This window comes from Neobacillus bataviensis LMG 21833, assembly GCF_000307875.1.
Taxonomy (GTDB): domain Bacteria; phylum Bacillota; class Bacilli; order Bacillales; family Cytobacillaceae; genus Neobacillus; species Neobacillus bataviensis.
The window spans coordinates 25697-51475 of record NZ_AJLS01000118.1; the positions used below are offsets into that span (position 1 = coordinate 25697).

Below are 25779 nucleotides of genomic sequence, written 5' to 3' on the forward strand. Positions count from 1 at the left end.
ACGGGGTGTAAAGAAAAAACATTGACAAAAATTTTATCGAAGGCTATAATTACCTTTGTTGCCTTGGGGTGATTCAATTGAAATGGACATTAAGTCAATTACAAAAATATCGAAACAAGGAATTTTTAATTGATGAGACAACTCGTGTGGATGAGATCAAACAAATTGATACGACCGTTCGCGAGGTTTCGCCGATGCATATCACTGGTCGGGGAGATATCGACTCAGCAAAAGTGACATTCCATTTAAAAATCGAAGGTCATTTAATCCTTCCTTGTTCTCGTACTTTAGTGGATGTAAAACTTCCAATTAATGTCGAAACAACTGAAACTTTCCTCTTACAAGGTTCAGTTTATGAAAGTGGAGAGGAAGCTTACCAGGTAAATGGAGATGTGATTGATATAATGCCAATCATTAAAGAGATCCTTTTACTTGAGATTCCAATGCAAGTGTTTTGCGAGGATGTAGAGTCTGAAGATGCTGCTCCGCAGTCCGGCAAGGATTGGGAAGTCCTTCATGAAGAAGGTTCATCGAAAAAGATTGACCCGCGCCTGGCAGGGCTTGCAAAGTTTTTTGACAAAAACAATTCTTCCGAATCATAATCGGCAAACCTAAGAAGCTAAGTGAAGAACCAGAACTCCTGGTCTTCATTACTTTCTTAATATTCTTTAAGGAGGTGGGAAGAATGGCTGTACCTTTTAGAAGAACTTCTAAAACTGCAAAAAGAAAGCGTCGTACTCATTTTAAACTAAACGTACCTGGTATGGTAGCTTGCCCTAACTGTGGTGAAATGAAACTTGCTCACCGCGTATGTAAAGCTTGCGGAACATACAAAGGAAAAGAAGTTGTGAACGACTAATTTCCGTTAAGGATAGAAAGCACAAGGAGCTAGTAAAGCCCTTGTGCTTTTATCGTTTCTATACATACTATAGCTGCTAAAGAATTAATTGGTGAATATTTCTATTTAGAGGTGATAGAGATTGGCCTATACCATCGAAAAACGTGAGAAGGGCTATTTATTATTTACTATTACAAGAAGTGAAAAAAGAAACGCCATTAATTATGAAGTAATGGATGGCCTTCGTGAGGCGGTAAAAAGAGCCGCTGAATCAGATATTAAGGCACTTATCATTACCGGAGAAGGGTCACAAGCCTTTTGTTCTGGTGGTGATTTATCCGTTTTTCATAACCTTCATACGAAGGAAGAAGCATATCCTATGCTTTCGATGATGGCTAACATTCTATATTCGCTGCTTACCTTACCAATACCGACCATTGCACTTATTAATGGGACGGTCATTGGTGGAGGTTGTGAGCTTGCGGCTGCATGTGATTTTCGTTTAGCACGAAAGGGAATTAAAGCAGGGTTTATTCAGGGAAAGCAAGCAATCACAACGGGCTGGGGCGGCGGTACCATTCTAGCAGAAAAACTTTCAGCATCGGATGCGATGCAACTTTTAATGGAGGCAGAACTCAAAGAAGCTGAAGACTTAAAAAAACTTGGCTTTTTTAATGACCTCTTCGAAACCGACTCTCTCCAGGCATGTGAGGCATTTATGGAAAAGATGTTAGCCATTGATGGAAGTGTCCTCCAATCCTATAAAAAAGTGTGGATTAGAAAATGGGAGCAATCGCTGCTGAGTGAAAGAATAGAGGAAGAAGTTCAAAATTGTTCACGACTATGGGAAAGCGATGCCCATCATCGTTATGTAAAAACGTTTGTGAGTAAAAAAACTTTGAATAAAGAGTAAAAGACAACTCTTGGCTAAGTCTATCTTTTCTAGTAGATGCATATGTATTATAAAAAACACTAGGAGGGATGGACTGATGTCACCAACAAGACAAGATGCATGGTCCCAGGATGAGGATTTGTTGCTTGCTGAAGTTGTCCTAAGGCATATCCGTGAAGGCGGAACGCAACTGCAGGCATTTGAGGAGGTTGGCAAACGGCTGTCGAGAACTTCCGCGGCCTGCGGTTTTAGGTGGAACTCATATGTACGTAAGCAGTATAAGTCGGGAATAGAGCTTGCAAAGAAGCAGCGGAAGGAGTTAAAGAAACATGACGCTCCCGTCGTTGAAGGTGAGCCTATTCAAGAGCCTGCAAATGTGGAAGTTCTCCAGTCTCCGCCAGGATGTGATCAGGGGAGTACGATCACCTTTCCCGCCGTGATTCATTTCTTAGAAGGGCTTCAAAAGCAAGTGGAGACCTCAGCTAGTTTTGAAGAGGACAGGAACAAATCCGCTGAAAAAATCAAAGAGTTGGAAAAGAAGTCTTATTATTTGGCAGCTGAAAATGAAAGATTGGCAAAAAATTTAAAGGCAATCGAGGAAGACTACCGTTCTTTAATTGAAATTATGGAAAGAGCCAGGAAAATGGTCGTCCTTCATGATGAGGATCGACAACAAAAAGTGAAATTCCAAATGGATAAAAACGGGAACCTTGAAAGAGTGGAGAAATAACTAGAAAAGCGAAAGGCGCCCGTTTATCGTCGTATGGACTGGAGCTAGACAAGAAAAAGCGGACAATTTTGTCCGCTTTTTCCTTACTTTTTGTCTAGCTACAGCGCCTAGCCCCTCGAGGTCACAAGCCAATCCGTCCAAAAGGTTAAAAAGCAACCTTTCGGCCGGCTCGTCTTGTGCTATGCCTGAGGCTGACCAAGGCGCTTGCGCATATTTTATTGATGCCGTGCTTCCACACCTGCTGGATACCAGACTAATGGATTTTCTCCACGGTCACGCTCCATATCATATTCTACATTAGAAAACTCCATATGTTCCCAGAACTCTCTGGATTGAACTCTTGGGTTTGTCTTGATTGGGAGACCAAAGCTTTTGGCAAATTCCACAAGGATTTTTCCAAATCCCTTACCCTGATAGCCAGGTAATACCTCAAGCTTCCATAATTCTAAATAGTTTTGCGGGGGATAAAAATAGCGGTCAAATTTAGCATCAATTTGATATAAACTCATACGCGCTACTAGTTTGTCCCCGAAATAAATCCCGTAAAATGGTGATTCACTATCATTATCAACCATATTTGCTTCAAGATCCTCAAGCATGGATAGTTCCTGAATTCCATATTCTTTAAATTTTTTAAATTCTTCTAGCGTTTTAAAATTTACTTTTAGTTTTTCCACTTTTGCTTTCATGGTCAACCTCCATAAAATGATAATCTAATAATATTGTATATATTCTTGTGGATCTGAATAACATGAAATGAATAATTTTCGCATTATTCAAAATGGATTACTATCATTATATAACAAAACCACAAAAAATTCTTCAAATAACTTTCGAAAGCGTTTTCAAAATTTGCAGGAAATTCGGGGAATGATGTAGAAATTTAATTATGATGGAACAAAAGGGGTATGAAAGGGGAAAAAATGTGCAAAAAATTTTAATTGCCAATCGGGGAGAAATTGCCCTTCGGATTATTAAAACCTGTCATGTGATGGGAATTGAAACAATTGCTATTTATTCTGATGCCGATAAGGAAATGCCTTTTGTAAAAGCGGCAACAAAGGCTGTTTATGTGGGAGAATCACCAGTTAACAAATCCTATTTACTAAGTGATAAAATTTTGGAAATAGCAAAGAACGAAAAAGTGGATGCCATCCACCCAGGATATGGATTTTTATCTGAAAATGCAGCATTTGCTAAAAAGGCCATCAACGAAGGTATCATTTTTATTGGGCCGAAGCCCGAGACAATTGAATTAATGGGGGATAAAATTGTTTCGCGGCAAACCATGGAGAAGGCCGGTGTTCCAGTTGTACCTGGTAGTGGAGGCGGTTTAAAAACCATCGAAGAAGCTCTTAGTCTTGCTGAGACAATCGGATACCCTGTCATGCTTAAAGCAAGCGGTGGAGGCGGCGGAATTGGTATGGTGCTTTGTGAAAATGAGCAAGCGCTCGTTAAGTCTTATGTTTCGACAAAGTCCAGGGCAATGGCCTATTTCGGTTCAGATGAAGTGTTTATTGAAAAATATATAGCGAACAGCAGGCATGTTGAAATTCAGGTATTTGGCGACCACAGTGGAAACATTGTTCACATGTTTGAAAGAGATTGTTCCATCCAAAGAAGACACCAAAAGGTTGTCGAGGAATCACCTTCCCCATTTCTGTCTGAAGCAGTCAGGCAGAAAATGTACGAAACTGCGGTAACAGCCGCACATGCTGTCGATTATTCAAATGCGGGAACGATCGAATTTATTGTCGATGAAAATGAAAACTTTTATTTTCTCGAAATGAATACACGACTCCAAGTAGAGCATCCTGTGACCGAAATGATTACAGGGCTTGATTTAGTTAAATGGCAAATACTTGTGGCTCGGGGCGAGAAATTACCATTGCTGCAGCCTGAGATTGTATCTTCCGGGAATGCTATTGAGTTTCGGCTTTATGCTGAAGATCCTGTCCGCTTTTTACCTTCACCGGGGAAAATTACCTCGCTTCATTGGAATGAAAATAATGGGGTGAGAATTGATTCGGGATATGAAGAAGGCGGAACCGTAACACCATACTATGATCCGATGATTGCCAAATGTATTTTTCACGGTGCAACAAGGGGATTGGCATTAGCTGCTGCGGAAAACTTCTTTAGCAAGTTGAAAATTGAAGGTATCAAAACAAATGCACCGCTTTTCTTAAATATTTTGGCGGATGAAGACTTCCAACAGGGATTGTACACCACGAGCTTTTTAACCAAAAATTTAGTGAAATAATAAGGAGTGTAAAAATCATGAAAGAAATCACAGCATCAATGGCAGGGACAGTATTAAATATATTTGCTCAAGCAGGTGACCAAGTAAACTCAGGACAAGAAGTATTAATGTTGGAATCAATGAAAATGGAAATTCCAATCGAATGCGGAATCGAAGGTGTAGTTCAGAAAGTAAATGTCAGCATCGGTGACTTCGTCAATGAAGGCGATGTTTTAATTGTTCTAGCATAGTATTTCTAAGAGGGGGAGCATGATGGCAACAACTAATACATTAAATGACCTATTAAATGAAAATAGGAAAAAAATCGAGGCTGGCGGACATCCAAAATATCATGAAAAGCTGGCAGAGCAAAAAAAGCTGTTTGTTCGTGACCGCTTAGCATTATTATTCGATGAAGGAAAATATGAAGAGGATGGAAAATTTGCTAATTTCCAAGCTGGTGATCTGCCTGCAGACGGTGTTGTAACAGCTATTGGTAAAATTAATGGTCAGACAGTTTGTGTCATGGCCAATGATTCAACGATTAAAGCAGGTTCATGGGGTGCTCGCACGGTTGAAAAGATCATCCGGATTCAAGAAACAGCGGAAAAATTAAAGGTTCCATTATTCTATCTTGTCGATTCTGCTGGAGCGAGAATCACCGACCAAGTAGAAATGTTTCCAAATCGCCGCGGAGCAGGGAAAATCTTTTATAACCAAGTAAAGCTTTCGGGAATGATTCCACAGGTTTGTATTCTATTTGGCCCTTCCGCGGCTGGTGGCGCATACATCCCGGCATTTTGCGATATTGTCATTATGGTTGATCAAAATGCGTCGATGTATTTGGGTTCACCACGGATGGCTGAAAAGGTGATTGGTGAAAAAGTAACGCTTGAGGAAATGGGCGGAGCCCGCATGCACTGTACAATCAGTGGCTGCGGTGATGTACTGGTTTACAGTGAGGAAGAAGCCATTGAATCGGCCAAAAAATATATAAGTTATTTTCCCGCAAGTTTTAAAGATAAGCCAAAATTGACTGAGGGTGTGGCAACAAAAGAAGGCCGTGAACTGGAAGCGATCATCCCTGAAAATCAAAATGCCCCATTTGATATGTTCGAATGTATTGACCGACTAGTGGATAATGCTAGTTTTTATGAAATAAAAAAATTATTTGCTCCGGAATTAATCACAGGGATAGCTAGAATTAATGGAAGAGCCGTTGGAATTATTGCCAACCAGCCTAAGGTAAAAGGCGGTGTTTTATTTGTTGATTCTGCTGATAAAGCAGCAAAATTCATCCAGCTCTGTGATGCTTTCCATATACCATTATTATTTCTAGCAGATGTTCCCGGCTTTATGATTGGCACGAAAGTAGAACGAGCAGGAATCATTCGTCATGGAGCAAAATTAATTGCCGCTATGAGTTCAGCAACTGTACCGAAGATCTCAGTCATTGTGAGAAAAGCTTATGGCGCAGGTCTTTATGCGATGGCGGGTCCAGCGTTTGAGCCTGATTGCTGTATTGCCCTGCCAACCGCCCAAATTGCCGTAATGGGTCCGGAAGCTGCTGTAAATGCTGTTTATTCAAATAAAATTAATGAAATTGAGGATGCAAAGGAAAGAATCGCCTTTGTTCAAGAAAAGCATAAAGAATATAAAGAACATATTGATATTTATAAACTCGCTTCAGAGCTCATTGTTGATGAAATTGTTGCCCCGTCAGAATTAAGAGAGGTGCTCATTCAACGGTTCGCTTACTATGAATCGAAAGAATTAAACTTCAGTGACAGGAAGCATCCGGTTTATCCAGTCTAAAGAAAATCCCCTTTTCGATCTTTTCGGAAAGGGGATATTTTTTGAAAAGTTCTACTAATAATCCTACAGCATCTGCTAAAATAGCGAATATAGACAATATAAAATGAGGGATTACGATGAAAGTTGGCATTATTGGAGCAGGTTCAATTGGATTGTTATTTGCATCCTACATTAGCAGGGTTTTTGAGGTGGCGATTTACACAAGAACTGCTAAGCAAGCACAGGAAATCAATAAAAATGGAATTATCCTAAGAAAAGGGGAAGAAGAAAAGGTAACAATGGTCAAGGCACAGCCATTTTCGCTGTGGCAGGGTACAGAGGATGTAACGATTATAGCGGTGAAGCAATATCAGCTTCCATCCATTATCGAAAAAATAAATCTTTTATCGGTTATGCCTGATCATTTCTTATTTTTACAGAATGGAATGGGGCATTTAAAGCTGCTCGAAGAGATTGGGGCAAACCATCTTTATGTTGGGTCTATCGAACATGGGGCACTAAAGGAAAATTCATATACGGTGAGCCATAATGGGAACGGAGTAACGAATGTGGCCGTATTCAAAGGCGATACCATTACATTACAACAATTTTCATCAGCTTTTACAAGAGAATTTCCAATGTCTTTTCAAGAAGATTTTTATCCTATGTTGGAAAAAAAATTAATTGTTAATGCAGTTATTAACCCATTAACTGCCCTCCTTCAAGTGAAAAATGGTGTTTTAATCGCCAATCCGTTCTATTACCAGGCAGTACGGAATATTTTTGCGGAAATTTCCTTTATTTTGAACCTTGAACAATCGGATGAATATTTACAGCTGGTAATTGATATTTGTAAGAATACGGCAGATAATCGTTCCTCAATGCTTAAAGATATGGAAGCCAACAGGTTGACTGAAGTAGATGCAATTTTAGGCTATTTACTTGATGAAGCGAGAAGGCAGGAAAAACAGGCACCACAGATAAGTAATCTTTATCATTTTATTAAGGGAAACGAACTAGAGAGGGAGGAGGTTTTATGAGCACCATTCTCTCTGCCTTTTTAACTGTGTTCTTTACACTGCCGTTTTTAGGAACTATTCTTGTTTTTATCGTGCTAAAATTAATCACAAAAAATGCACGTAAATCCCTGCATAGAGCACTAGATTATACCACCATTTTGTTTATCATTTCTGTTCATTTCTTAATCGTTACCATTTGGGGGAAATCGTTATTTTGGGTGATCATCCTCATCATGATTATGATTGCTATGGTATTTGTGTTTGTTCATTGGAAGGTAAAAGAAGAAATTGTCCTAGGTAAAGTGATGAAAGGGTTTTGGCGCTTTAGTTTTCTGTTCTATTTTCTCGCATATATCACTTTAACCTTGTATGGGTTAATCCATCGAGTTGTTATTTTTACGTTTTTTACATAAAAATAAGTCGAAGTTTTTTTCAAATTGAATGGGGAGTGGTATACTCGTAAAAGAATGAATTTAGGTGATCAGAAAGGAAGTACATAAATGGAGATTTTAAATCTCTCGTTACCAGCAACGAACCGGTTTGCCTCAAATTATTTGGAACAATCAGTTGAAATCCAGCCTTTTTTTCATTATCGGTTTAATGATGTACAAGAAGATATGAAAAGAATAGCTGAACTTAGTAGCCGATCGTTTCCCCGCATAGAGGTTGCTGCACATATTGAGGGTTTTATGGAGCGCTTTCCGTCTTCAGATGCTGTAAAGAATTCAATTGAAAAGTTGAAGGCAAGTAATAGTGCTGTTGTTATTGGCGGCCAACAGGCCGGGATCCTAACGGGACCGCTTTATTCCATACATAAAGTCATTTCTATTATAAAATTAGCAGAGCAAAAAGAAAGACAGCTGGGAATCCCTATTATCCCTGTTTTTTGGATTGCCGGCGAAGACCATGATTTCCAAGAAGTCAATCATGTCTTTGTCCCTTGTGAGGAAAAAATAGATAAGTGGACATATCCTGAAAAAGTTCATCAAAAGAAAATGGTGTCCGATATCACTCTAAACAAAGATATATGTCTTTCGTGGGTAGAGAATTTGATTGAGAATTTTGGAGAAACAGAATACACAAATAGTCTTTTAGAATTTGCCGAAGTGCAAATATCAAAGTCAACCACCTTTGTTGATTTCTTTGCGAATATTATTATGGAACTTTTCAAGGATTACGGACTGTTAATTGTTGATTCGGGGAATAGGGAATTCCGTCAGTTACAAACGGATTTTTTCAAAGAACAAATTGTTCACCATGAGGCAATTACCTTTTCACTTTTGGAGCAGCAAAGGCTAATAACAAAAAATGGTTTCCCTATTACTATTGAAGCGAACGAGAAAGCTGCAAATCTTTTCTATTATAATGAAAGAGCAAATGAACGAATTTTGCTGGAATATGATCGTGAAATTGATTGCTTCGTGGGGAAAAGTGGTACTATTACCTTTACTAAAGAAAAATTAGTGGTGTTGGCTGAGGAAAATCCCGCAGCATTAAGTAACAATGTGGTGACACGACCGCTCATGCAGGAATGGCTTTTTCCAACTGTTGCATTTATAGCGGGTCCAGGTGAAATTGCTTACTGGGCTGAGCTTAAGCTTGTGTTTGAGCATTTTCATCTAAAAATGCCGCCCATTGTTCCACGCTTGAATATTACTTTTTTAGATCGTTCAGTGGAAACGGATGTGTCAGAATTAAATCTTAATCTGATAGATATCTTGAAAAATGGAACCAAGCAGGAAAAAGAAAAATTTTTAGCCGCCATTAAAGATAAAGAATTAGCGGAATTATTCTCACGTACAATCGAACAGTTGGGAAAACAATATAAACTGATTGAAGCCAAAACAGAGCAATTAGACCGTGCACTTTTGCCAATGTTGAAGAAAAACGAGAATTACTTACTAAAAGAGATTAACTTCATGCAAACAAAACTAGAAAACGCAGTAAAATTGAAACATGACGTTCTCTTAAAAAAATATGCCCGGATTGATTTGGCATTACGGCCTGATGGATTTCCGCAAGAACGAGTGTGGAATGTATTTTATTATTTGAATAAACATGGTTTAACGTTCATGAAAAATGTCATGGCAGGAACCTTTGAGTTTGATGGCCGTCATAAGGTTTTGAAAGTATAGAAAACTTCACACCCGTTGTGAGGTTTTTTTTTTTCAAAAATTTACGGATAAAAAAGGATTTCAAGAAATTGGGGCGAATTGTTTAAAAATAGGTGGTGAAAAGTGGGGGAATGTGGTACATTTTTTATAGAAAGTGGGGGTAACGGGTATGTTCATGGGTGAATACCATCACAGCATTGATAATAAAGGCCGTATAATTGTGCCCTCCAAATTCCGCGATGAACTTGGCGACATGTTTATCATCACAAGGGGATTGGATCAATGTCTATTTGGTTACCCAGTTTCAGAGTGGGCGCTAATTGAAGAAAAGCTTAAAGGCCTGCCGCTGACAAAAAAGGATGCCCGTGCTTTTACAAGATTCTTCTTTTCAGGTGCAACAGAGAGTGAACTTGATAAGCAAGGAAGAATCAATATCCCTGCACCACTGTTGCAATATGGAAAATTGGAAAAAGAATGCGTAATCTTAGGTGTTTCCAATCGAATTGAAATTTGGAGCAAACAGATTTGGGAAGATTATTTTACACAGTCTGAGGAATCTTTTGCGGAAATTGCAGAAAATATGATTGGCTTTGATATATAATGGATAAGTTATATTAATATATTTTCTGTAATATTGTTCGATTGGAAAAGGTGGTAACTAATATGTTTGAACATACAACTGTGTTATTAAAAGAAGCTGTTGACGGCTTAAATATTAAGCCAGATGGAATTTATGTCGATTGTACCCTGGGCGGTGCGGGTCATAGTTCCCTCATTCTTTCAAGACTTGGGGCAGGTGGTAAACTATATGCATTTGACCAAGATGAAACAGCCATTGCGCATGCAAAAGAAAAATTATCCGAATACGGAGAACGATTAGTAATCATTAAAAGCAATTTCTTATATTTAAAAGAGGAACTTGAGAGTCTTGGAATTGATTATGTAGATGGAGTTCTCTATGACTTAGGCGTATCCTCACCGCAGCTGGATACACCCGAGAGGGGCTTTAGCTACCATCATGATGCACCACTGGACATGAGGATGGATAATGATGCAGACGTTTCCGCATATGATGTCATTAATCATTGGTCATATGAAGACTTAGTCCGCATCTTTTTTCGCTACGGGGAGGAGAAATTCTCCAAACAAATCGCTCGTAAAATTGAGGCAGCGAGAGAAGTAAAACCAATTGAAACGACGTTTGAGTTAGTAGAATTGATTAAGGATGGGATTCCGGCACCTGCGAGAAGAAAAGGTGGACATCCTGCGAAAAGAATTTTTCAAGCTGTCAGAATAGCTGTAAATGATGAATTAGCGGTATTTGAAAAGTCTTTGAACCAAGCGATTGACCTGCTAAAGCCGGAGGGGCGAATAAGTGTCATCACCTTCCATTCACTTGAGGATCGAATTTGTAAGGCGGCCTTAAAAAAAGCGAGTGAGACTCCACAATTGCCTAAGGGTTTGCCTATCATTCCTGATGAGTATAAACCGGTACTAAAGCTAGTCTCCCGGAAACCAATTCTTCCAACTGAAGAAGAATTAGAACAAAATAATCGTGCGCGATCTGCAAAGCTTCGTATAGCAGAAAAATTATAAAAATAAAAGCGAAAGCGCCTTGCCCAGGGGCGACAGGCATAAGACGAGCAGGCGCGAAGGTTGCACTTTAACCTTCTTGACTGATTGGCTTATGACCCCGAGCCCCTAGGCGCTTTCGCTAGATAAGAATAACAATCTGGAGGGGAAATGGTTGAGTAATCTTGCCAGGAAATATTTAGAACAGCAACAAGCGGAACAAAAAGTGCAAAACAAAAGTCAAGTGAAAATTAAAAAATCCTGGCTTACTCCAGGGGAAAAAGTAATTGGCGTCGTATTTGCCGGAATGGTATGTTTTGGTTCAGTTCACCTTATTACAAACCAATCAAAAATATACGAGGTTAACAAAGACATTCAATTGGTGGAAGAAAAAATTTCAGATCAAAAAAAGGTTAACAGTGATTTACAGGTACAAGTAAAAGAATTAAGTTCCTATGATCGAATTTTTAAAAAGGCTGTGGAAATGGGTCTTTTTAGGGATGAAAATAACGTCAAGGTTGTGCAGAAAAAATGAACAAGAAACAGCCATATATGAATGTAGGAGCAGCGATATTGTTTGCGATATTCGGCCTGCTCTTTTTTGTATTGATCTGCAGGTATTTTACGATTCAAATTTCCGGGGAAGTAAGCGGGCAGCCACTTGCCGCAAAGGCTCAGCAAAAATATGGCCAAAAGGGAACCCTGCAAGCTAACCGTGGAATCATCTTAGATCGAAATGGCGAGTTGGTGGCCGAGGATACAGCTTCATATACCCTTATCGCGATCCTAGATAAAAAGATGACAACGAATCCAAAAAAACCGAAACATGTAAAGGATATTAGTAAAACAGCACAAGAGCTTTCCAAGTATATTAAAATGGATGAAACAGAGATTAATAAAATCTTAACCAAAGGGAAAGAGAATAAAAGGTTCCAGGTCGAATTTGGCAAAGCAGGAAGAGATATTTCTTATGACACAAAGAAAAAAATAGAAGACCTTGAGCTTCCGGGTATCACATTTTCCCGTGACTCCAAACGTTTCTATCCAAATGGAATCTTTGCTTCACATTTAATTGGATATGCAGATAGAGTTAAAAATAAGGATGAAAGCTATGTTATCCAAAAGGATGGAACCTATTTAACAGAAGGAAAAATGGGGATTGAGAAAGCCTTCAACGATGAGCTAACAGGGAAAAATGGAAAAATAAATTATGAAAGTGATTTGTGGGGTTATATTCTTCCAGATGGAAAGCAAAAGATTTCCCCGGCGCAGGATGGGGACGATATATATTTGACCATCGACCAAAAAATTCAAGCCTTTTTGGAAGATGCCATGGATAATGTGGTGAAAGAATATAAACCGAAAAAAATCATCGCAGTAGTGGCAGACCCGAAAACAGGGGAAATCCTGGCAATGGGTCAGCGTCCTTCTTTCCATCCGAAAACAAAAGAAGGAATTGAAAAAAGCTGGCATAATGAGGCGATTGAAACGTCCTTTGAACCAGGGTCAACCATGAAGATATTTACCCTTGCTGCCGCGATACAAGAAAATAAATTCGATCCGAATGAAACGTATCAGTCCGGCTCCTATAGAGTTACGGATAAGGATAAAGCTATTCATGATCATAATGGATCCGGTTGGGGAACGATCACCTATCTAGAAGGTGTGCAACGATCTTCAAATGTAGCGTTTGCCAAAATCGCCAAAGAAAAATTAGGCTTTGAAACATTTAGAGAATATTTAACAAAGTTTGGTTTTGATAAACCGACGGGAATTGAACTTCCAGATGAAACATCAGGAAAAATTCAATATACGTATCCAAGTGAAAAAATCACGACCTCCTATGGTCAGGGAACAGCGATTACCCCGATACAGCAAATCCAAGCGGCGACAGCAATAGCTAACAACGGGAAAATGCTCAAGCCGCATGTAGTTAAAAAAATTGTAAATCATAATACCGGTGAAACAGTAAAAGAAGAATCACCGGAAGTTGTGTCAACGCCGATATCGGCAGAAACTGCAAAACAGGTGCGTGATATTCTCGAAACGGTTGTCACCTCACCTAAAGGTACCGGAGGCCGTTATAAGATAGAGGGTTACAGTGTGGCCGGTAAGACAGGAACGGCTAATATTCCAGGCCCTGGCGGTTATTTATCAGGGGTTAATAATTATATGTTTTCATTCCTAGGGATGGCGCCAAAGGATGACCCAAAATTAATCGTTTATGTTGCCGTTCAGCAGCCTGAGCTTGAAGGGCTTGATGCAGGACAAGGCGCAATACCAGTTTCGGCTATTTTTAATCCTGTGATGAAAAATAGTCTGCACTACTTAAATATCCAACCATCTATGCTCGAAAAGGCTGTGGTAAATAAATTAGCAAATCTTAAGGGACAAGCTGCCGATGAAGCTGAAAAGAATCTAAAAGAAAAGGGCTATGAAACCGTTGTGCTCGGCAGTGGAACAAAAGTTATTGGTCAGCTGCCAAAAGCGGGGACAACTGTTTTAGAAGGCGAGAAAGTAATCATCCAAACCGATGGTGAACTGACGGCACCAGATATGACAGGTTGGTCACTTAGGGATGTTATGAAATTAGCTACTATGGCTGAATTAAAATTAAATTCTAAGGGTAAAGGCTATGTCTCACAGCAAAATATTACACCAAACACCATTTTGCAGCGTGGGGATTTCCTTATTGTCGACTTAAAAACTCCCGAAGAAAAATGGGATATAGAAAAAAAGGCAGCACAGGATGAAAATGGAAAGACGAAGGAAGAACAAGTAGATAAGGTGCAAGATTAATTGATAATCCCGCTTATTAAGCGGGATTTTTGCTTATCTGTGGTCAATCATGACAACGTTCTATTTGGACTAGTACAAGCATATAAATGAACGATAAAGCAATGAAAGTGTGTGATAAAGGAGGATTATTCATTGTATGCGTGTTTCTAATGTAACTGTCCGTAAACGGCTTATGATTGCCCTATTCGTTGGAATTCTAACCTTCTTAATCATTGATGTTCGATTGGGATATGTTCAATTTATCCTAGGTGACATGTTGACGGATGGTGCAAAAGGATTATGGAGCCGGAATATCCCTTTTGAACCTGAGCGTGGAAAAATAGTTGATCGGAACGGGGTACCGTTAGCAACAAATATTAGTGCCCCCACTGTTTATGTGATTCCGAGACAAGTAAAAGACCCAGCAACAACGGCTGAAAAGCTCGCGGCAGTGCTCGATATGCCAAAAGACAAAGCATATCGAGAAATTACGAAGGGCGCATCGTCCGTCCGGATTAAGGAAGGCAGAAAAATCTCTCATGAAAAAGCAAAGGAGATAAGAGCTCTCGATCTTGAAGGTGTCTATATTGGTGAAGACTCAAAACGGCATTATCCAAATGGGAGTTATCTTTCCCATGTTCTAGGGTTTACAGGGGTGGACAACCAAGGATTAATGGGACTTGAGAAGTATTACGATAAAGAGTTGAGTGGTGAACGCGGGGCTGTTAAATTTTTTGCTGATGCTAAGGGCAAAAGAATGAAGGGGATGGCTGATGATTATGAGCATCCTGTTAACGGCCTCGATTTGAAACTTACGATTGATTCAAGAATAGAAACCATTATTGAAAGGGAACTGGATATTGCCGAAGCAAAATATAATCCGGACGGAATTGTTGCGATTGCCATGAAACCAAATAGCGGCGAAATATTAGGGATGTCAAGCAGACCGACATTTGACCCGGCTAATTTCCGTAATGTTCCCCAAGAGGTATATAACCGGAATCTTCCAGTCTGGTCAACCTATGAACCAGGTTCCACCTTTAAAATTATTACCCTTGCTGCTGCACTAAATGAAGGAAAAATCGACTTAGAAAAAGATCATTTCCATGATTCAGGGTCCGTCCAGGTTGCAGGAGCAAGGTTAAAATGCTGGAAAAGAGGCGGTCATGGGAGCCAAACCATGTTGGAAGTAGTTCAAAATTCCTGTAACCCAGGATTTGTGAAAATGGGCGACCTTTTAGGCAAAGACAAGCTTTTTAAATATATAAAGGATTTCGGCTTTGGTCAGAAGACCGGGATTGATTTACAAGGGGAAGGAACGGGGATTTTATTTAACCTAGACCGAGTGGGACCTGTTGAACAAGCTACAACCGCCTTTGGGCAGGGTGTTTCGGTAACGCCTATCCAGCAGGTAACAGCTGTTTCAGCAGCAATAAATGGCGGGATTCTTTACAAGCCATTTATCGCAAAGGAGTTAATTGATCCGGTTACAAAAGAAGTGGTGATGAGAAATACTCCAGTCGAGAAAAGACGAGTGATAACAGAGGAAACATCTAAGGAGATCCGCCATGCTCTTGAAAGTGTGGTTGCAGAGGGAACAGGCGGTAAAGCATTTGTGGAAGGATATCGTGTTGGCGGTAAAACGGGAACGGCACAAAAGGCACAAGGCGGGAGATACTTGGAAAATAACTATATTGTCTCCTTTATTGGTTTTGCTCCAGCTGATGATCCGCAGATTGTTATTTATGTGGCCGTGGATAATCCCAAAGGTGTTACTGCCTTCGGGGGAACCATTAGTGCACCGATCGTTGGAAATATTATGAAGGATAGTTTAAGTGCGATGGGAATAGAACCAAGAAAGGATCAAATTGAAAAAGAAATAAAATGGCCTGATACCCCATTGCTGACATTACCTGACTTTGTGGGAATGTCAAAAAGTGAACTTATGGAGCAGATGATTAATTTAAAAGTAGATGCCAGTGGAGAAGGTGATATCGTTGTAAGACAATCACCAGACCCGGGAACGAAAGTGAAGGAAGGCTCAAAAGTACGGCTTTACTTCGGTAAAGGCGATTAACCTGAATAAAAAGATAATAATTAATTGGGGCGGTCGGAATATTTTCCGCCGCCTAAAATTTTATTAAGCTTTGATTACTAAATGGTAAAATAAAATATTTTAATGTAAAATAAGATGGAACTTTCGAAAGAAGTTTTTTTTAGGTGAATGCTGGTAAATAGATTTGGACGGTTTATGAGAGGATTTGAGAGAAATGAAGCTACAAAAGCTACTTGAGTATTTGCATCCAATCCATCCTTATAAGGGGGAAGACCCGGAAATTACTTCAATTGAAAATGATAACCGGAAGGTGCAAAAAGGGAGCTTATTTATTTGTATTAATGGCTATACTGTGGACGGTCATGATTTTGCTGCGTCTGCCGTTAATAGTGGTGCTGCAGCAATACTTGCTGAGCGTCCGTTAGACCTGGATGTACCTGTTATCGTTGTTAACGATACAACAAGAGCAATGGCAGTGCTAGCTGATGCCTATTACGGACAGCCGACAAAAAAACTGCAATTAATTGGCATCACAGGAACAAATGGAAAAACCACTACCAGTCATTTGATTGAAAAAATATTCGCTGATACAGGCCGAACCACAGGCTTAATTGGCACTATGTATACGAAAATTGCTGACAAAACAATTGAAACAAAAAACACAACTCCTGAAAGCCTGATCCTCCAAAAAACATTTCAACATATGGTTGATGCTGGTGTGAGCCTTGCAGTAATGGAGGTATCATCGCATGCCCTCGATTTAGGCAGGGTTCACGGATGTGATTATGATATTGCTGTTTTTACTAACCTAACGCAGGATCATCTTGATTACCATAAAACGATGGCGGAATATAAGCGGGCAAAAAGCTTGTTGTTTGCCCAGCTTGGCAACTCCTTCGAAAAAGATAAACCAAAATTCGCCGTCTTAAATGCAGATGACCCTGCATCGGAAATGTACAGAAGGTCAACGGCTGCACATGTGATTACATATGGAATTGAACAAAATGCAGATCTACAAGCTGAAAATATTAAAATGACACCAAGGGGAACAAATTTTGATCTTGTAATTGAGGGTGCCATCTATCCAGTTCAAATGCAATTAATTGGTAAATTTAGCGTTTATAATGTTTTAGCGAGTATTTCGGCGGCGTTAGTCTCCGGTATTGAGATTCATGATATCATCCATTCTATCGAAAGTGTCGAAGGGGTAGCTGGAAGGGTTGAACTTGTTAATGCCGGCCAAGACTTTACCGTGATTGTTGATTATGCACATACACCTGACAGTCTTGAAAATGTATTAAAGACAATTCAGCATTTCGCGAAAAATAGGATTTTCGTCATTGTTGGCTGTGGGGGAGATCGTGATCGCACTAAACGGCCATTGATGGCACAAATTGCCTGCAATTGGGCAACAGACCCTATTCTCACCTCGGATAATCCGAGAAGTGAAGATCCGCAAGCGATTTTAAAGGAAATGGAAGCAGGTGTGCAAGGTAAATCATACCAAGTCATTCCTGATCGAAGGGAAGCGATTTATTCAGCTGTCCATCAGGCCACCGCTGGCGACGTCATTTTAATTGCGGGTAAAGGACATGAAACCTATCAAATCATTGGCACTGTCGTTCACGATTTTGATGATCGGATTGTAGCCAGAGAAGCAATTGAGGGGAGATAGGTATGTATTTAGCTTTGAACGACTTGGCAAGTTTGTTTCCTGATAAACAAGGAATCCAGGACGAAATGGTGTTTCATACTGTTACGGATCAAGCAACTACTAATCAGCCCAAAGGTTTATTTTTATCAATAAATGAGGAGTCAGGGGAACTCTCAGATGCGATTGCGAATGGAGCCATTGCTGCTATCTGGGATCATCAAAAAAAACTCCCACGATACACACCAACCTATTTTCCTGTTTTTTTTACAAAGGATGTGGCTTGGTCAGTAAAAAAGATAATAACACTTTATAAAGAAAAATTAGACGGAGAAACGAATAAGCGTATGGAGATCACTAATTTTATATTATTAAATAAAAAACTTCTTAATAAAAATAATCAAACATATGATATAGCTGGGATACTAGAAAAGCTGGAAAATAAACGATCGAATGATACCGAAAGGAGGGGATAAAATGAAGGAGCAAGTTATTTTTTTCACAATAATCATGGGGTTTCTTATTTCAGTTTTACTTTCTCCCATTTTTATTCCCTTCTTAAGAAGGTTAAAATTTGGACAAAGCATTCGGGAAGAAGGACCCAAATCACATCAAAAAAAATCTGGCACGCCGACAATGGGCGGTGTCATGATTTTATTCTCGATTATCATTACCACTTTGGTCATGATGGGGAAATACTCGGATCAAATTCCGATGACAACATTTTTACTAATATTTGTGACCTTTGGGTTCGGTTTACTCGGTTTTTTAGATGACTTTATCAAAGTAGTTTTGAAACGAAATTTAGGATTAACATCAAGGCAAAAGCTTTTAGGTCAAATTATTATTTCTGTTATATTTTATTTAATCTATAAACATACAGGACTTTCTACAGAAATTAAACTGCCATTTGGGGATTACTCGATTGATTTAGGCTGGTCATATGTGTTTTTTATCATCTTCTGGCTCGTGGGATTCTCAAACGCAGTGAACCTGACTGATGGATTGGACGGTTTGGTATCAGGCACCGCTGCGATTGCTTTTGGGGCATTTGCTGTATTGGCGTGGAATCAAAATAACTTTGAAATTGCTGTTTTCTCTGTTGCTGTGGTTGGTGCGGTGTTAGGGTTTTTGGTCTTTAATGCCCATCCGGCTAAAGTATTTATGGGGGATACTGGATCGCTTGCACTCGGCGGTGCCATTGCAGGGATTGCCATTTTAACGAAACTGGAGATTCTGCTCATTATTATTGGCGGCGTTTTTGTTATCGAAACATTATCCGTTATTCTTCAGGTTGCCTCCTTTAAGACGACCGGGAAACGAATTTTTCGAATGAGTCCCTTGCACCATCATTATGAACTGGTGGGCTGGTCAGAATGGCGGGTAGTCGTTACATTTTGGAGTGTTGGTTTAATATTTGCGATACTAGGTATCTATATCGAGGTGTGGTTGTAAGTGAGACAGATTGAATCCTATCAACATAAAAAAATTCTTGTCCTTGGATTGGCTAAAAGTGGTGTAACAGCTGCGACTCTGCTACATAAGCTTGGAGCATTTGTAACAGTTAACGATAAAAAGCCATTATCGGAAAATCCCGAAGCGCAAGGATTATTAGAGCAAGGGATTAAGGTAATTTGTGGTGAGCACCCAATTGAACTCCTTGATGAAGGGTTCGAACTAATTGTGAAAAATCCAGGTATTCCGTATTACAATCCAATGATTGAAGGAGCTCTTGAAAAGGGGATACCGGTCATTACAGAGGTTGAGCTTGCCTATGAAATTTCCGAAGCACCATTTATTGCGATTACCGGGACAAATGGAAAGACAACAACGACAACACTTGTTTTTGAAATGCTGAAAGCAGGAAAGAAGGAGCCGTTAATTGCAGGGAATATTGGGACAGTGGCTTCTGGTGTTGCCGAAGAGGCAACACAGGATAATATGATTGTCATCGAATTATCTTCGTTCCAGTTAATGGGGATCCGGTCTTTTAATCCGAAAATTGCAATCATCACAAACCTGTATGATGCCCATTTGGATTATCACGGATCACGACGGGAATACATTAATGCCAAAGCGAACATTACGAAAAACCAGACAGAGCTGGAATATTTAATCATAAATGCAGACCAAGAAGAAACAATGGAAATCGCCCGTCAATCAAAAGCCAGTATCATCCCGTTTTCCACAAAGCAGGAATTAACGGAAGGTGCTTTTCTAAAAGATGGCTGGATCATGTTTAATCGTGAAAAGGTAATGAAAATCAATGAAATAGCCTTACCGGGGGTACATAATCTCGAAAATATTTTATCCTCCATGGCCGCGGCCAAACTTTCCGGGGTAGAAAATAGCTCAATCCAAGAGGTGCTCCGAACCTTTACGGGTGTCAGGCACCGTTTGCAATATGTAGCTGATGTTAATGGGCGAAGGGTTTATAATGATTCAAAGGCGACGAATAGTTTAGCGACGATCAATGCGCTTGCTGCGTTTGAAGCACCAATCATCCTGCTTGCCGGTGGGCTCGACCGCGGTAATGAATTTGATGAACTTCTGCCCTATTTGAAAAATGTAAAGTCGTTAGTCACATTTGGTCAAACCGCCCCTAAGATTGAGCGAGTTGGCGCCCAAGCGGGAATAAAAATAATCAACCGTGTCGATAATGTTGAAAAGGCAGTGCCTGAAGCTTATCGATACTCCGAACCGGGGGACATCATATTATTGTCTCCTGCCTGCGCCAGCTGGGATCAATATAAAAGTTTTGAAGTCAGAGGAGACATTTTTATCGAGGCCGTGCATAAGCTTAAGTAAGGGCTTGTCCAACGAAAAGCGGAAGCGCTGGAGCTAGACACTTATCTAAGTTCAGCTATTACTACTTGCTAAGCCCTAAAACTCGTGGTTGAGGTGTATAGCGGTGCCGACAAAGAGAACAACTCCTGATTTTATTTTAATGATTGTCACTTTCACGCTGCTGGCAATTGGGCTCATTATGGTATACAGCGCGAGTGCGATATGGGCTGAATTTAAATTTGATGATTCCTTTTTCTTTGCTAAAAGGCAAACCCTATTTGCCGGTGTTGGGATCATTGCCATGTTTTTTATTATGAACATTAACTACTGGACATGGCGGACTTGGGCTAAAACCATTTTAATTGTTTGCTTTGTTTTGTTGGTACTCGTCTTGATACCGGGCATTGGGAATGTTCGCAATGGCTCAAGAAGCTGGATAGGAGTAGGAGCATTTTCGATTCAGCCTTCGGAATTTATGAAGCTGGCGATGATCGCTTTTCTGGCAAAATTCCTTTCCGAGCGGCAGAAGGTGATTACCTCTTTTAAAAAAGGACTTGTTCCTTCATTGGGCCTTGCCTTTATCGCTTTTGCTATGATCATGCTCCAGCCCGATTTAGGTACCGGAACCGTCATGATGGGAACCTGTGTGGTAATGATTTTCATTGCCGGTGCACGGGTCAGTCATTTTGCTTTCCTAGGGCTTTTGGGTGTTGCGGGGTTTGTTGGCTTAATTGCTTCCGCCCCCTATCGAATAAAACGAATCACCTCGTTTTTAGATCCCTGGTCAGATCCATTAGGCAGTGGATTTCAAATTATTCAATCCCTATATGCAATCGGCCCCGGAGGCTTATTCGGACTCGGTCTTGGTGAAAGCAGGCAGAAGTTCTTTTACTTACCTGAACCGCAGACAGACTTTATCTTTGCCATTCTTTCGGAAGAATTAGGATTTATTGGCGGCTCTTTTATCCTGCTCTTATTCGCACTATTGTTGTGGCGTGGAATACGCATTGCACTTGGGGCTCCTGATTTATATGGAAGCTTTCTTGCTGTAGGAATTATCGCCATGGTGGCCATCCAAGTTATGATTAATATCGGTGTTGTTACCGGTCTAATGCCGGTAACTGGCATAACACTGCCATTTTTAAGCTATGGTGGCTCCTCGTTGACCTTGATGTTAATGGCTATCGGTGTTCTCCTAAATATTAGCCGTTATTCAAGATATTAAGAATGATACCCTGTTCGGTGGCAGGGTTCTTTTTATTTTTTGTAAAAAAGAAATCATTACATTTAGGTAACATTCTTTTTTCATTCGCATTTTTTCATATGTTTTTATAGTAGAATGTGTTTAGCAACTTTTTAGAGGTGAGAAAATGAAAATAGTAGTAAGCGGTGGCGGGACTGGTGGACATATTTATCCTGCGCTCGCATTAATCAGAGAAATTCAAAAAGAGAACAAAGATGCCGAGTTTCTATACATAGGTACAATAAATGGCTTGGAAAGTAAAATCGTCCCTAGGGAAAATATTGCTTTTAAATCGATTCATATTACGGGATTTAAAAGAAAGCTTTCCATAGAAAATGTCAAAACTGTTTTTCGATTTCTAAAGGGTGTGAAAGACAGCAAAAGAATTTTAAAAGAGTTTAAACCTGACATTGTCATTGGAACTGGCGGATATGTGTGCGGGCCAGTTGTTTATGCAGCACATAAGTTGCGGATTCCAACGATTATTCATGAACAAAATAGTGTCCCGGGTCTAACCAATAAATTCTTAAGCCGCTATGTAAACAAAATTGCTATTTGTTTTGAAGAAGCAAAGGCATATTTTCCAAGTGATAAGATTGTTTTCACGGGGAATCCGCGTGCTACTGAGGTCATAGGCAAGGATGGTATAAAAGGTCGCCTGTCAGCGGGGCTTAGTACAACTAAATCTGCCGTCCTCATTTTCGGTGGCAGCCGTGGGGCACGGCCAATCAATGAGTCGGTCGTGAAAGCCTTCGCTGAATTAGCTGAAAAACCGTACCAGATTCTCTATATTACAGGTGACGTACATTTTGAGGATGTCAAAAAGGAAGTAGAGTTGGTTGGAAGTCCGAATAATGTAGTGATAAAGCCATTTATTCACAATATGCCGGAAGTTCTTGCCGGAATTGATTTAGTTGTATCACGAGCGGGAGCAACAACAATTGCCGAAATTACCTCACTTGGTATTCCGAGCATTCTTGTCCCAAGCCCGTATGTGACAAATAATCATCAAGAAAAAAATGCCAGGTCACTAAGTGATCATGGTGCTGCTGAATTGCTTTTAGAAAAGGACTTAAATAATAAAAGTCTTGTCAACCACATTGATCGAATTCTATTGAATAAAGATAATTTACAGGATATGAAAATAAAAGCTAAGAAAATGGGTGTCCCTGATGCAGCAAGCAGACTTTATGCAGTTATGAGACAACTTGTAAAAAGTAAACCATAGGTAGCCCAAAAGATTTTTATGCATAAACTGTAATAAACGCATCATGGAAAGATAGGGTGATAAAAATGGAAGCAATTTTAACGGAATTGCAAAACTTATATATTGGGAAAGTGAAACAAAATGAACCCCTTCTTAATCACACAACAATAAAAATTGGCGGCCCGGCTGATCTTTTTATTGAGCCTTCATCAGTTGAAAATTTAAAACAGGTAATGTCCGTGATTGAAAAACACCGACTTAATTGGCGTGCGATTGGCAGGGGTTCCAATCTATTAGTATCTGACAAAGGGATTGAGGGTGTTGTAATAAAGCTCGGTTCTGGTTTGGATCATCTTGAGGTTAGCGACACCGAAATTACAGTCGGCGGAGGTCATTCGCTAGTCAGCTTAGCCACATTAATTAGCAAAAAAGGGCTGACAGGACTTGAGTTTGCCAGCGGTATCCCAGGATCTGTCGGTGGTGCCGTTTATATGAACGCCGGTGCACATGGCTCAGATATTAGCAAAATATTAACAAGGGCCCATATATTATTTGATGATGGAACGATGGAGTGGCTCTCGAATGATGAAATGGAGTTTTCTTATAGAACATCCGTCCTCCAGAAGAAACGACCGGGTATCGTGGTGGAAGCCGTTTTTCATCTTGCTCTTGGAGATCGAGCTGCAATAGTTTCGAAAATGCAACACAATAAAGATTATCGAAAAGAGACACAGCCATGGAATTTTCCGTGTGCAGGCAGTATTTTCCGAAATCCGCTGCCTAACTACGCAGGAAAGCTAATCGAAGCTGCCGACTTAAAAGGATATAGTATTGGCGGAGCAAAGATTTCCGAAATGCATGGGAATTTCATTGTCAATGCCGGAAATGCGACTGCAGTAGACGTGCTCGCCTTAATCCAGCATGTCAAGGATACCATCTATAGTCTATATGAAGTGAAGATGGAAACTGAGGTAGAAATAATCGGAAGAAAATAGCCATGTAAAACTAATCAAAGTTCCCAAATTTCGGCTTACTTTTCTTGTAAGAAATCCCTTACGAATGACAAATATTGTGTTATAATTACTGATAACATTATATGAGGAAAAAACAGTGGGAACGAATAACGGCATGATTTTTCGTGCCGTTGTTCTCTTTTTTAAGTATCCTTTAACTTGTTTAGTGGACAAGCTTTTAGTAAATTAGGGCAACTGCTTTTTATTGAAATGTCCAGCTTCAGCGCCTAGCCCCTCGAGGTCACAAACCAATCCGTCCAAAAGGTTAAAAAGCAACCTTTCGACCGGCTCGTCTTGTGCTTGTCGGGGCTGACCAAGGCGCTTGCGCTTTTCTAGGGAGGAATAATGAATGGAAAAGGGTAAAATTGTTGCTCTAGAAGATCGTATACCAAAATTAAAGGAGCAAAGACGGCGAAAAGCCAACAAACGGCTTGTACTTCTGCTCATTTTATTTTTTACCATGATTGTCGTTATCGCGTATACTCAATCACCATTAAGTCATGTGAAACACATTACTGTTAAAGGAAATGAAGTGTATACCAAAAGTGAATTAATTAAACTAAGCGGTATTACAAATGATACAAATATTTGGAAAGTAAGTAAAAGTGATGTCACTTCAAAGCTTGGACAGTTATCTGAAATGAAAAAGGCCATAATTAAAATTCAGTGGCCAAACACCATCCAAATTCAGGTTAAAGAGCATAAAAGGGTGGCATATCTTAAGCAAGATACTACTTTTTTTCCCGTTATGGAAAACGGTAAAATTTTAAAAGATAGAAAAACGGAAATAATCCCAGTTAATTCTCCGATTCTTTTCGAATTCACCGAAGGTAAAGTCCTTAATCAAATGGTAAAAGAGTTAGAAATTCTTCCGAGTGAAATTTTAAACTCCATTTCTGAAATTCATTATTCTCCGAAAAAAACTGATCAGTATCATATTTCCTTATTTATGAATGATGGCTTTGAAGTAAGTGCTACACTTAGAACTTTTTCGGAAAAGATGTCCCATTACCCTTCAATCATAAGCCAATTAGACCCTAACAAAAAGGGCATCATTGACTTGGAAGTAGGTTCGTATTTTAAGGCTTTTGAACCGGAAGTGGAGGAAACAGAAGTTGAAAAAGATAAAGGTGAAGGGTAAGCATTTAATCATGTCCCTTGTCTGCCTTGTTTTGGGGTTTATGTTGGCATTCTCCTTTCATCTAACCCAAAAAGAAAATCAAACAAAAAATTGGGACATGTCAAATAAGCAATATGAAAAGACCCTTGCATTAAGAGATCAGTTAATTGCCCAAGAGGAAACGAATCAAAAACTTCAAAGAGAGTTAAATCAAAAGCAAGAACAGGTTCTAAAAAATGAAAAGGATCTTTCTAAGGAAGCACAGGTTTTCCTTAACCTTGCGGAGGATGCAGAGAAGTATCGGATGTATCTTGGAAAGGTGAAGGTAAAAGGAAAAGGCGTCAAGATTACTCTTTCTGATGGTGCATATGACCCAAAAGAAGATAATATAAACAATTATTTAGTTCATGAGCATCATGTTTTTAAGGTAGTGAATGAGCTTTATATCTCAGGGGCCGTGGCTATTGCTATAAATGGACAAAGGCTGACGAGTCATTCTTATATTGTTTGTAACGGACCAGTCATTACGGTTGATGGCGTTCCATATCCTGCACCGTTTGTTATTACTGCAATTGGTGAACCAGATGTCCTCTCGTCCGCACTAAACTTGACGGGGGGAGTTAAGGATCAATTAGTCAATGATAATCTTGTTTTTACACTGGAAAAGATAAATGAAATTGTCCTAAACCCTATTTTAGGCAGTTAATCAGTGTCCACCTTAAA

General features: G+C 39.7%; 25 protein-coding genes. 24 read left to right on the top strand and 1 reads right to left on the bottom strand.

Annotation, left to right across the window (positions count from 1 at the left end; genetic code table 11):
* Positions 1-77: 77 nt before the first annotated feature.
* From BABA_RS15980 to BABA_RS15995, 4 genes are all read left to right on the top strand, one after another.
* Positions 78-602, top strand: a complete 525-nt coding sequence (locus BABA_RS15980) for a YceD family protein (protein ID WP_007086249.1) — start codon at positions 78-80, stop codon at positions 600-602.
* An 83-nt stretch (positions 603-685) separates the two neighbouring features.
* Positions 686-859, top strand: a complete 174-nt coding sequence (rpmF, locus tag BABA_RS15985; protein WP_007086250.1) for a 50S ribosomal protein L32 — start codon at positions 686-688, stop codon at positions 857-859.
* Positions 860-980: 121 nt separating this feature from the next.
* On the top strand, positions 981-1751 hold the full coding sequence (locus tag BABA_RS15990; protein ID WP_007086251.1) for an enoyl-CoA hydratase/isomerase family protein: 771 nt from the start codon (positions 981-983) through the stop codon (positions 1749-1751).
* Between the two features lie 76 nt (positions 1752-1827).
* A complete protein-coding gene (locus BABA_RS15995) occupies positions 1828-2460 on the top strand; it encodes an RsfA family transcriptional regulator (RefSeq protein WP_007086252.1) in 633 nt (210 codons plus the stop codon).
* A 215-nt stretch (positions 2461-2675) separates the two neighbouring features.
* Here the strand turns inward: BABA_RS15995 and BABA_RS16000 are convergent, their stop codons facing one another.
* On the bottom strand, positions 2676-3149 hold the full coding sequence (locus BABA_RS16000; protein ID WP_007086253.1) for an N-acetyltransferase: 474 nt from the start codon (positions 3147-3149) through the stop codon (positions 2676-2678).
* 236 nt (positions 3150-3385) lie between these two features.
* Between BABA_RS16000 and BABA_RS16005 the strand changes: the two genes are divergently transcribed.
* The 20 genes from BABA_RS16005 to BABA_RS16100 all read left to right on the top strand — a co-directional run bounded on the left by BABA_RS16005 (position 3386) and on the right by BABA_RS16100 (position 25762).
* Positions 3386-4723, top strand: coding sequence for an acetyl-CoA carboxylase biotin carboxylase subunit (locus tag BABA_RS16005; RefSeq protein WP_040346659.1), 1338 nt, complete (start codon positions 3386-3388; stop codon positions 4721-4723).
* A gap of 17 nt (positions 4724-4740) precedes the next feature.
* The gene (locus BABA_RS16010) at positions 4741-4953 is read left to right on the top strand and encodes a biotin/lipoyl-containing protein (protein WP_007086255.1); all 213 of its coding nucleotides are present in this window, start codon (positions 4741-4743) and stop codon (positions 4951-4953) included.
* A gap of 22 nt (positions 4954-4975) precedes the next feature.
* A complete protein-coding gene (locus BABA_RS16015) occupies positions 4976-6517 on the top strand; it encodes an acyl-CoA carboxylase subunit beta (RefSeq protein ID WP_007086256.1) in 1542 nt (513 codons plus the stop codon).
* Positions 6518-6633: 116 nt separating this feature from the next.
* The gene (locus BABA_RS16020) at positions 6634-7536 is read left to right on the top strand and encodes a 2-dehydropantoate 2-reductase (protein ID WP_007086257.1); all 903 of its coding nucleotides are present in this window, start codon (positions 6634-6636) and stop codon (positions 7534-7536) included.
* Positions 7533-7928, top strand: coding sequence for a DUF3397 domain-containing protein (locus BABA_RS16025; RefSeq protein ID WP_007086258.1), 396 nt, complete (start codon positions 7533-7535; stop codon positions 7926-7928). The genes BABA_RS16020 and BABA_RS16025 overlap by 4 nt, the downstream gene beginning before the upstream one ends.
* A gap of 87 nt (positions 7929-8015) precedes the next feature.
* Positions 8016-9650 carry a bacillithiol biosynthesis cysteine-adding enzyme BshC gene (bshC, locus tag BABA_RS16030; protein WP_007086259.1) on the top strand — a complete coding sequence of 545 codons (1635 nt, stop codon included), beginning with the start codon at positions 8016-8018 and terminating at the stop codon, positions 9648-9650.
* A gap of 148 nt (positions 9651-9798) precedes the next feature.
* Positions 9799-10230: a division/cell wall cluster transcriptional repressor MraZ gene (gene mraZ, locus BABA_RS16035; RefSeq protein WP_007086260.1), complete on the top strand. Its 432-nt coding sequence runs from the start codon at positions 9799-9801 to the stop codon at positions 10228-10230.
* A gap of 62 nt (positions 10231-10292) precedes the next feature.
* A complete protein-coding gene (gene rsmH, locus BABA_RS16040; protein ID WP_007086261.1) occupies positions 10293-11225 on the top strand; it encodes a 16S rRNA (cytosine(1402)-N(4))-methyltransferase RsmH in 933 nt (310 codons plus the stop codon).
* A gap of 151 nt (positions 11226-11376) precedes the next feature.
* On the top strand, positions 11377-11736 hold the full coding sequence (gene ftsL / locus BABA_RS16045; RefSeq protein WP_007086262.1) for a cell division protein FtsL: 360 nt from the start codon (positions 11377-11379) through the stop codon (positions 11734-11736).
* Entirely contained in the window at positions 11733-14000 is a 2268-nt protein-coding gene (locus tag BABA_RS16050; protein WP_007086263.1) for a penicillin-binding protein, read from the top strand. Before ftsL ends, BABA_RS16050 begins: the two co-directional genes overlap by 4 nt.
* A gap of 136 nt (positions 14001-14136) precedes the next feature.
* A complete protein-coding gene (locus BABA_RS16055) occupies positions 14137-16056 on the top strand; it encodes a stage V sporulation protein D (RefSeq protein ID WP_007086264.1) in 1920 nt (639 codons plus the stop codon).
* 193 nt (positions 16057-16249) lie between these two features.
* Positions 16250-17710: a UDP-N-acetylmuramoyl-L-alanyl-D-glutamate--2,6-diaminopimelate ligase gene (locus tag BABA_RS16060; RefSeq protein WP_007086265.1), complete on the top strand. Its 1461-nt coding sequence runs from the start codon at positions 16250-16252 to the stop codon at positions 17708-17710.
* Between the two features lie 2 nt (positions 17711-17712).
* Positions 17713-18162, top strand: a complete 450-nt coding sequence (locus tag BABA_RS16065; protein ID WP_007086266.1) for a hypothetical protein — start codon at positions 17713-17715, stop codon at positions 18160-18162.
* Position 18163: 1 nt separating this feature from the next.
* Entirely contained in the window at positions 18164-19141 is a 978-nt protein-coding gene (gene mraY, locus BABA_RS16070; RefSeq protein WP_007086267.1) for a phospho-N-acetylmuramoyl-pentapeptide-transferase, read from the top strand.
* Positions 19142-20494: a UDP-N-acetylmuramoyl-L-alanine--D-glutamate ligase gene (murD, locus tag BABA_RS16075; RefSeq protein ID WP_007086268.1), complete on the top strand. Its 1353-nt coding sequence runs from the start codon at positions 19142-19144 to the stop codon at positions 20492-20494. It abuts the gene before it with no gap.
* Positions 20495-20597: 103 nt separating this feature from the next.
* Positions 20598-21698, top strand: a complete 1101-nt coding sequence (gene spoVE, locus BABA_RS16080) for a stage V sporulation protein E (RefSeq protein ID WP_007086269.1) — start codon at positions 20598-20600, stop codon at positions 21696-21698.
* Between the two features lie 145 nt (positions 21699-21843).
* Positions 21844-22944 carry an undecaprenyldiphospho-muramoylpentapeptide beta-N-acetylglucosaminyltransferase gene (murG, locus tag BABA_RS16085; protein ID WP_007086270.1) on the top strand — a complete coding sequence of 367 codons (1101 nt, stop codon included), beginning with the start codon at positions 21844-21846 and terminating at the stop codon, positions 22942-22944.
* Between the two features lie 65 nt (positions 22945-23009).
* On the top strand, positions 23010-23918 hold the full coding sequence (gene murB / locus BABA_RS16090; RefSeq protein ID WP_007086271.1) for a UDP-N-acetylmuramate dehydrogenase: 909 nt from the start codon (positions 23010-23012) through the stop codon (positions 23916-23918).
* 367 nt (positions 23919-24285) lie between these two features.
* Positions 24286-25077: a cell division protein FtsQ/DivIB gene (locus BABA_RS16095; RefSeq protein WP_007086272.1), complete on the top strand. Its 792-nt coding sequence runs from the start codon at positions 24286-24288 to the stop codon at positions 25075-25077.
* Between the two features lie 10 nt (positions 25078-25087).
* Complete coding sequence (locus tag BABA_RS16100) at positions 25088-25762, top strand: DUF881 domain-containing protein (RefSeq protein ID WP_051186058.1); 675 nt, start codon at positions 25088-25090, stop codon at positions 25760-25762.
* The last annotated feature ends 17 nt before the right edge of the window (positions 25763-25779 follow it).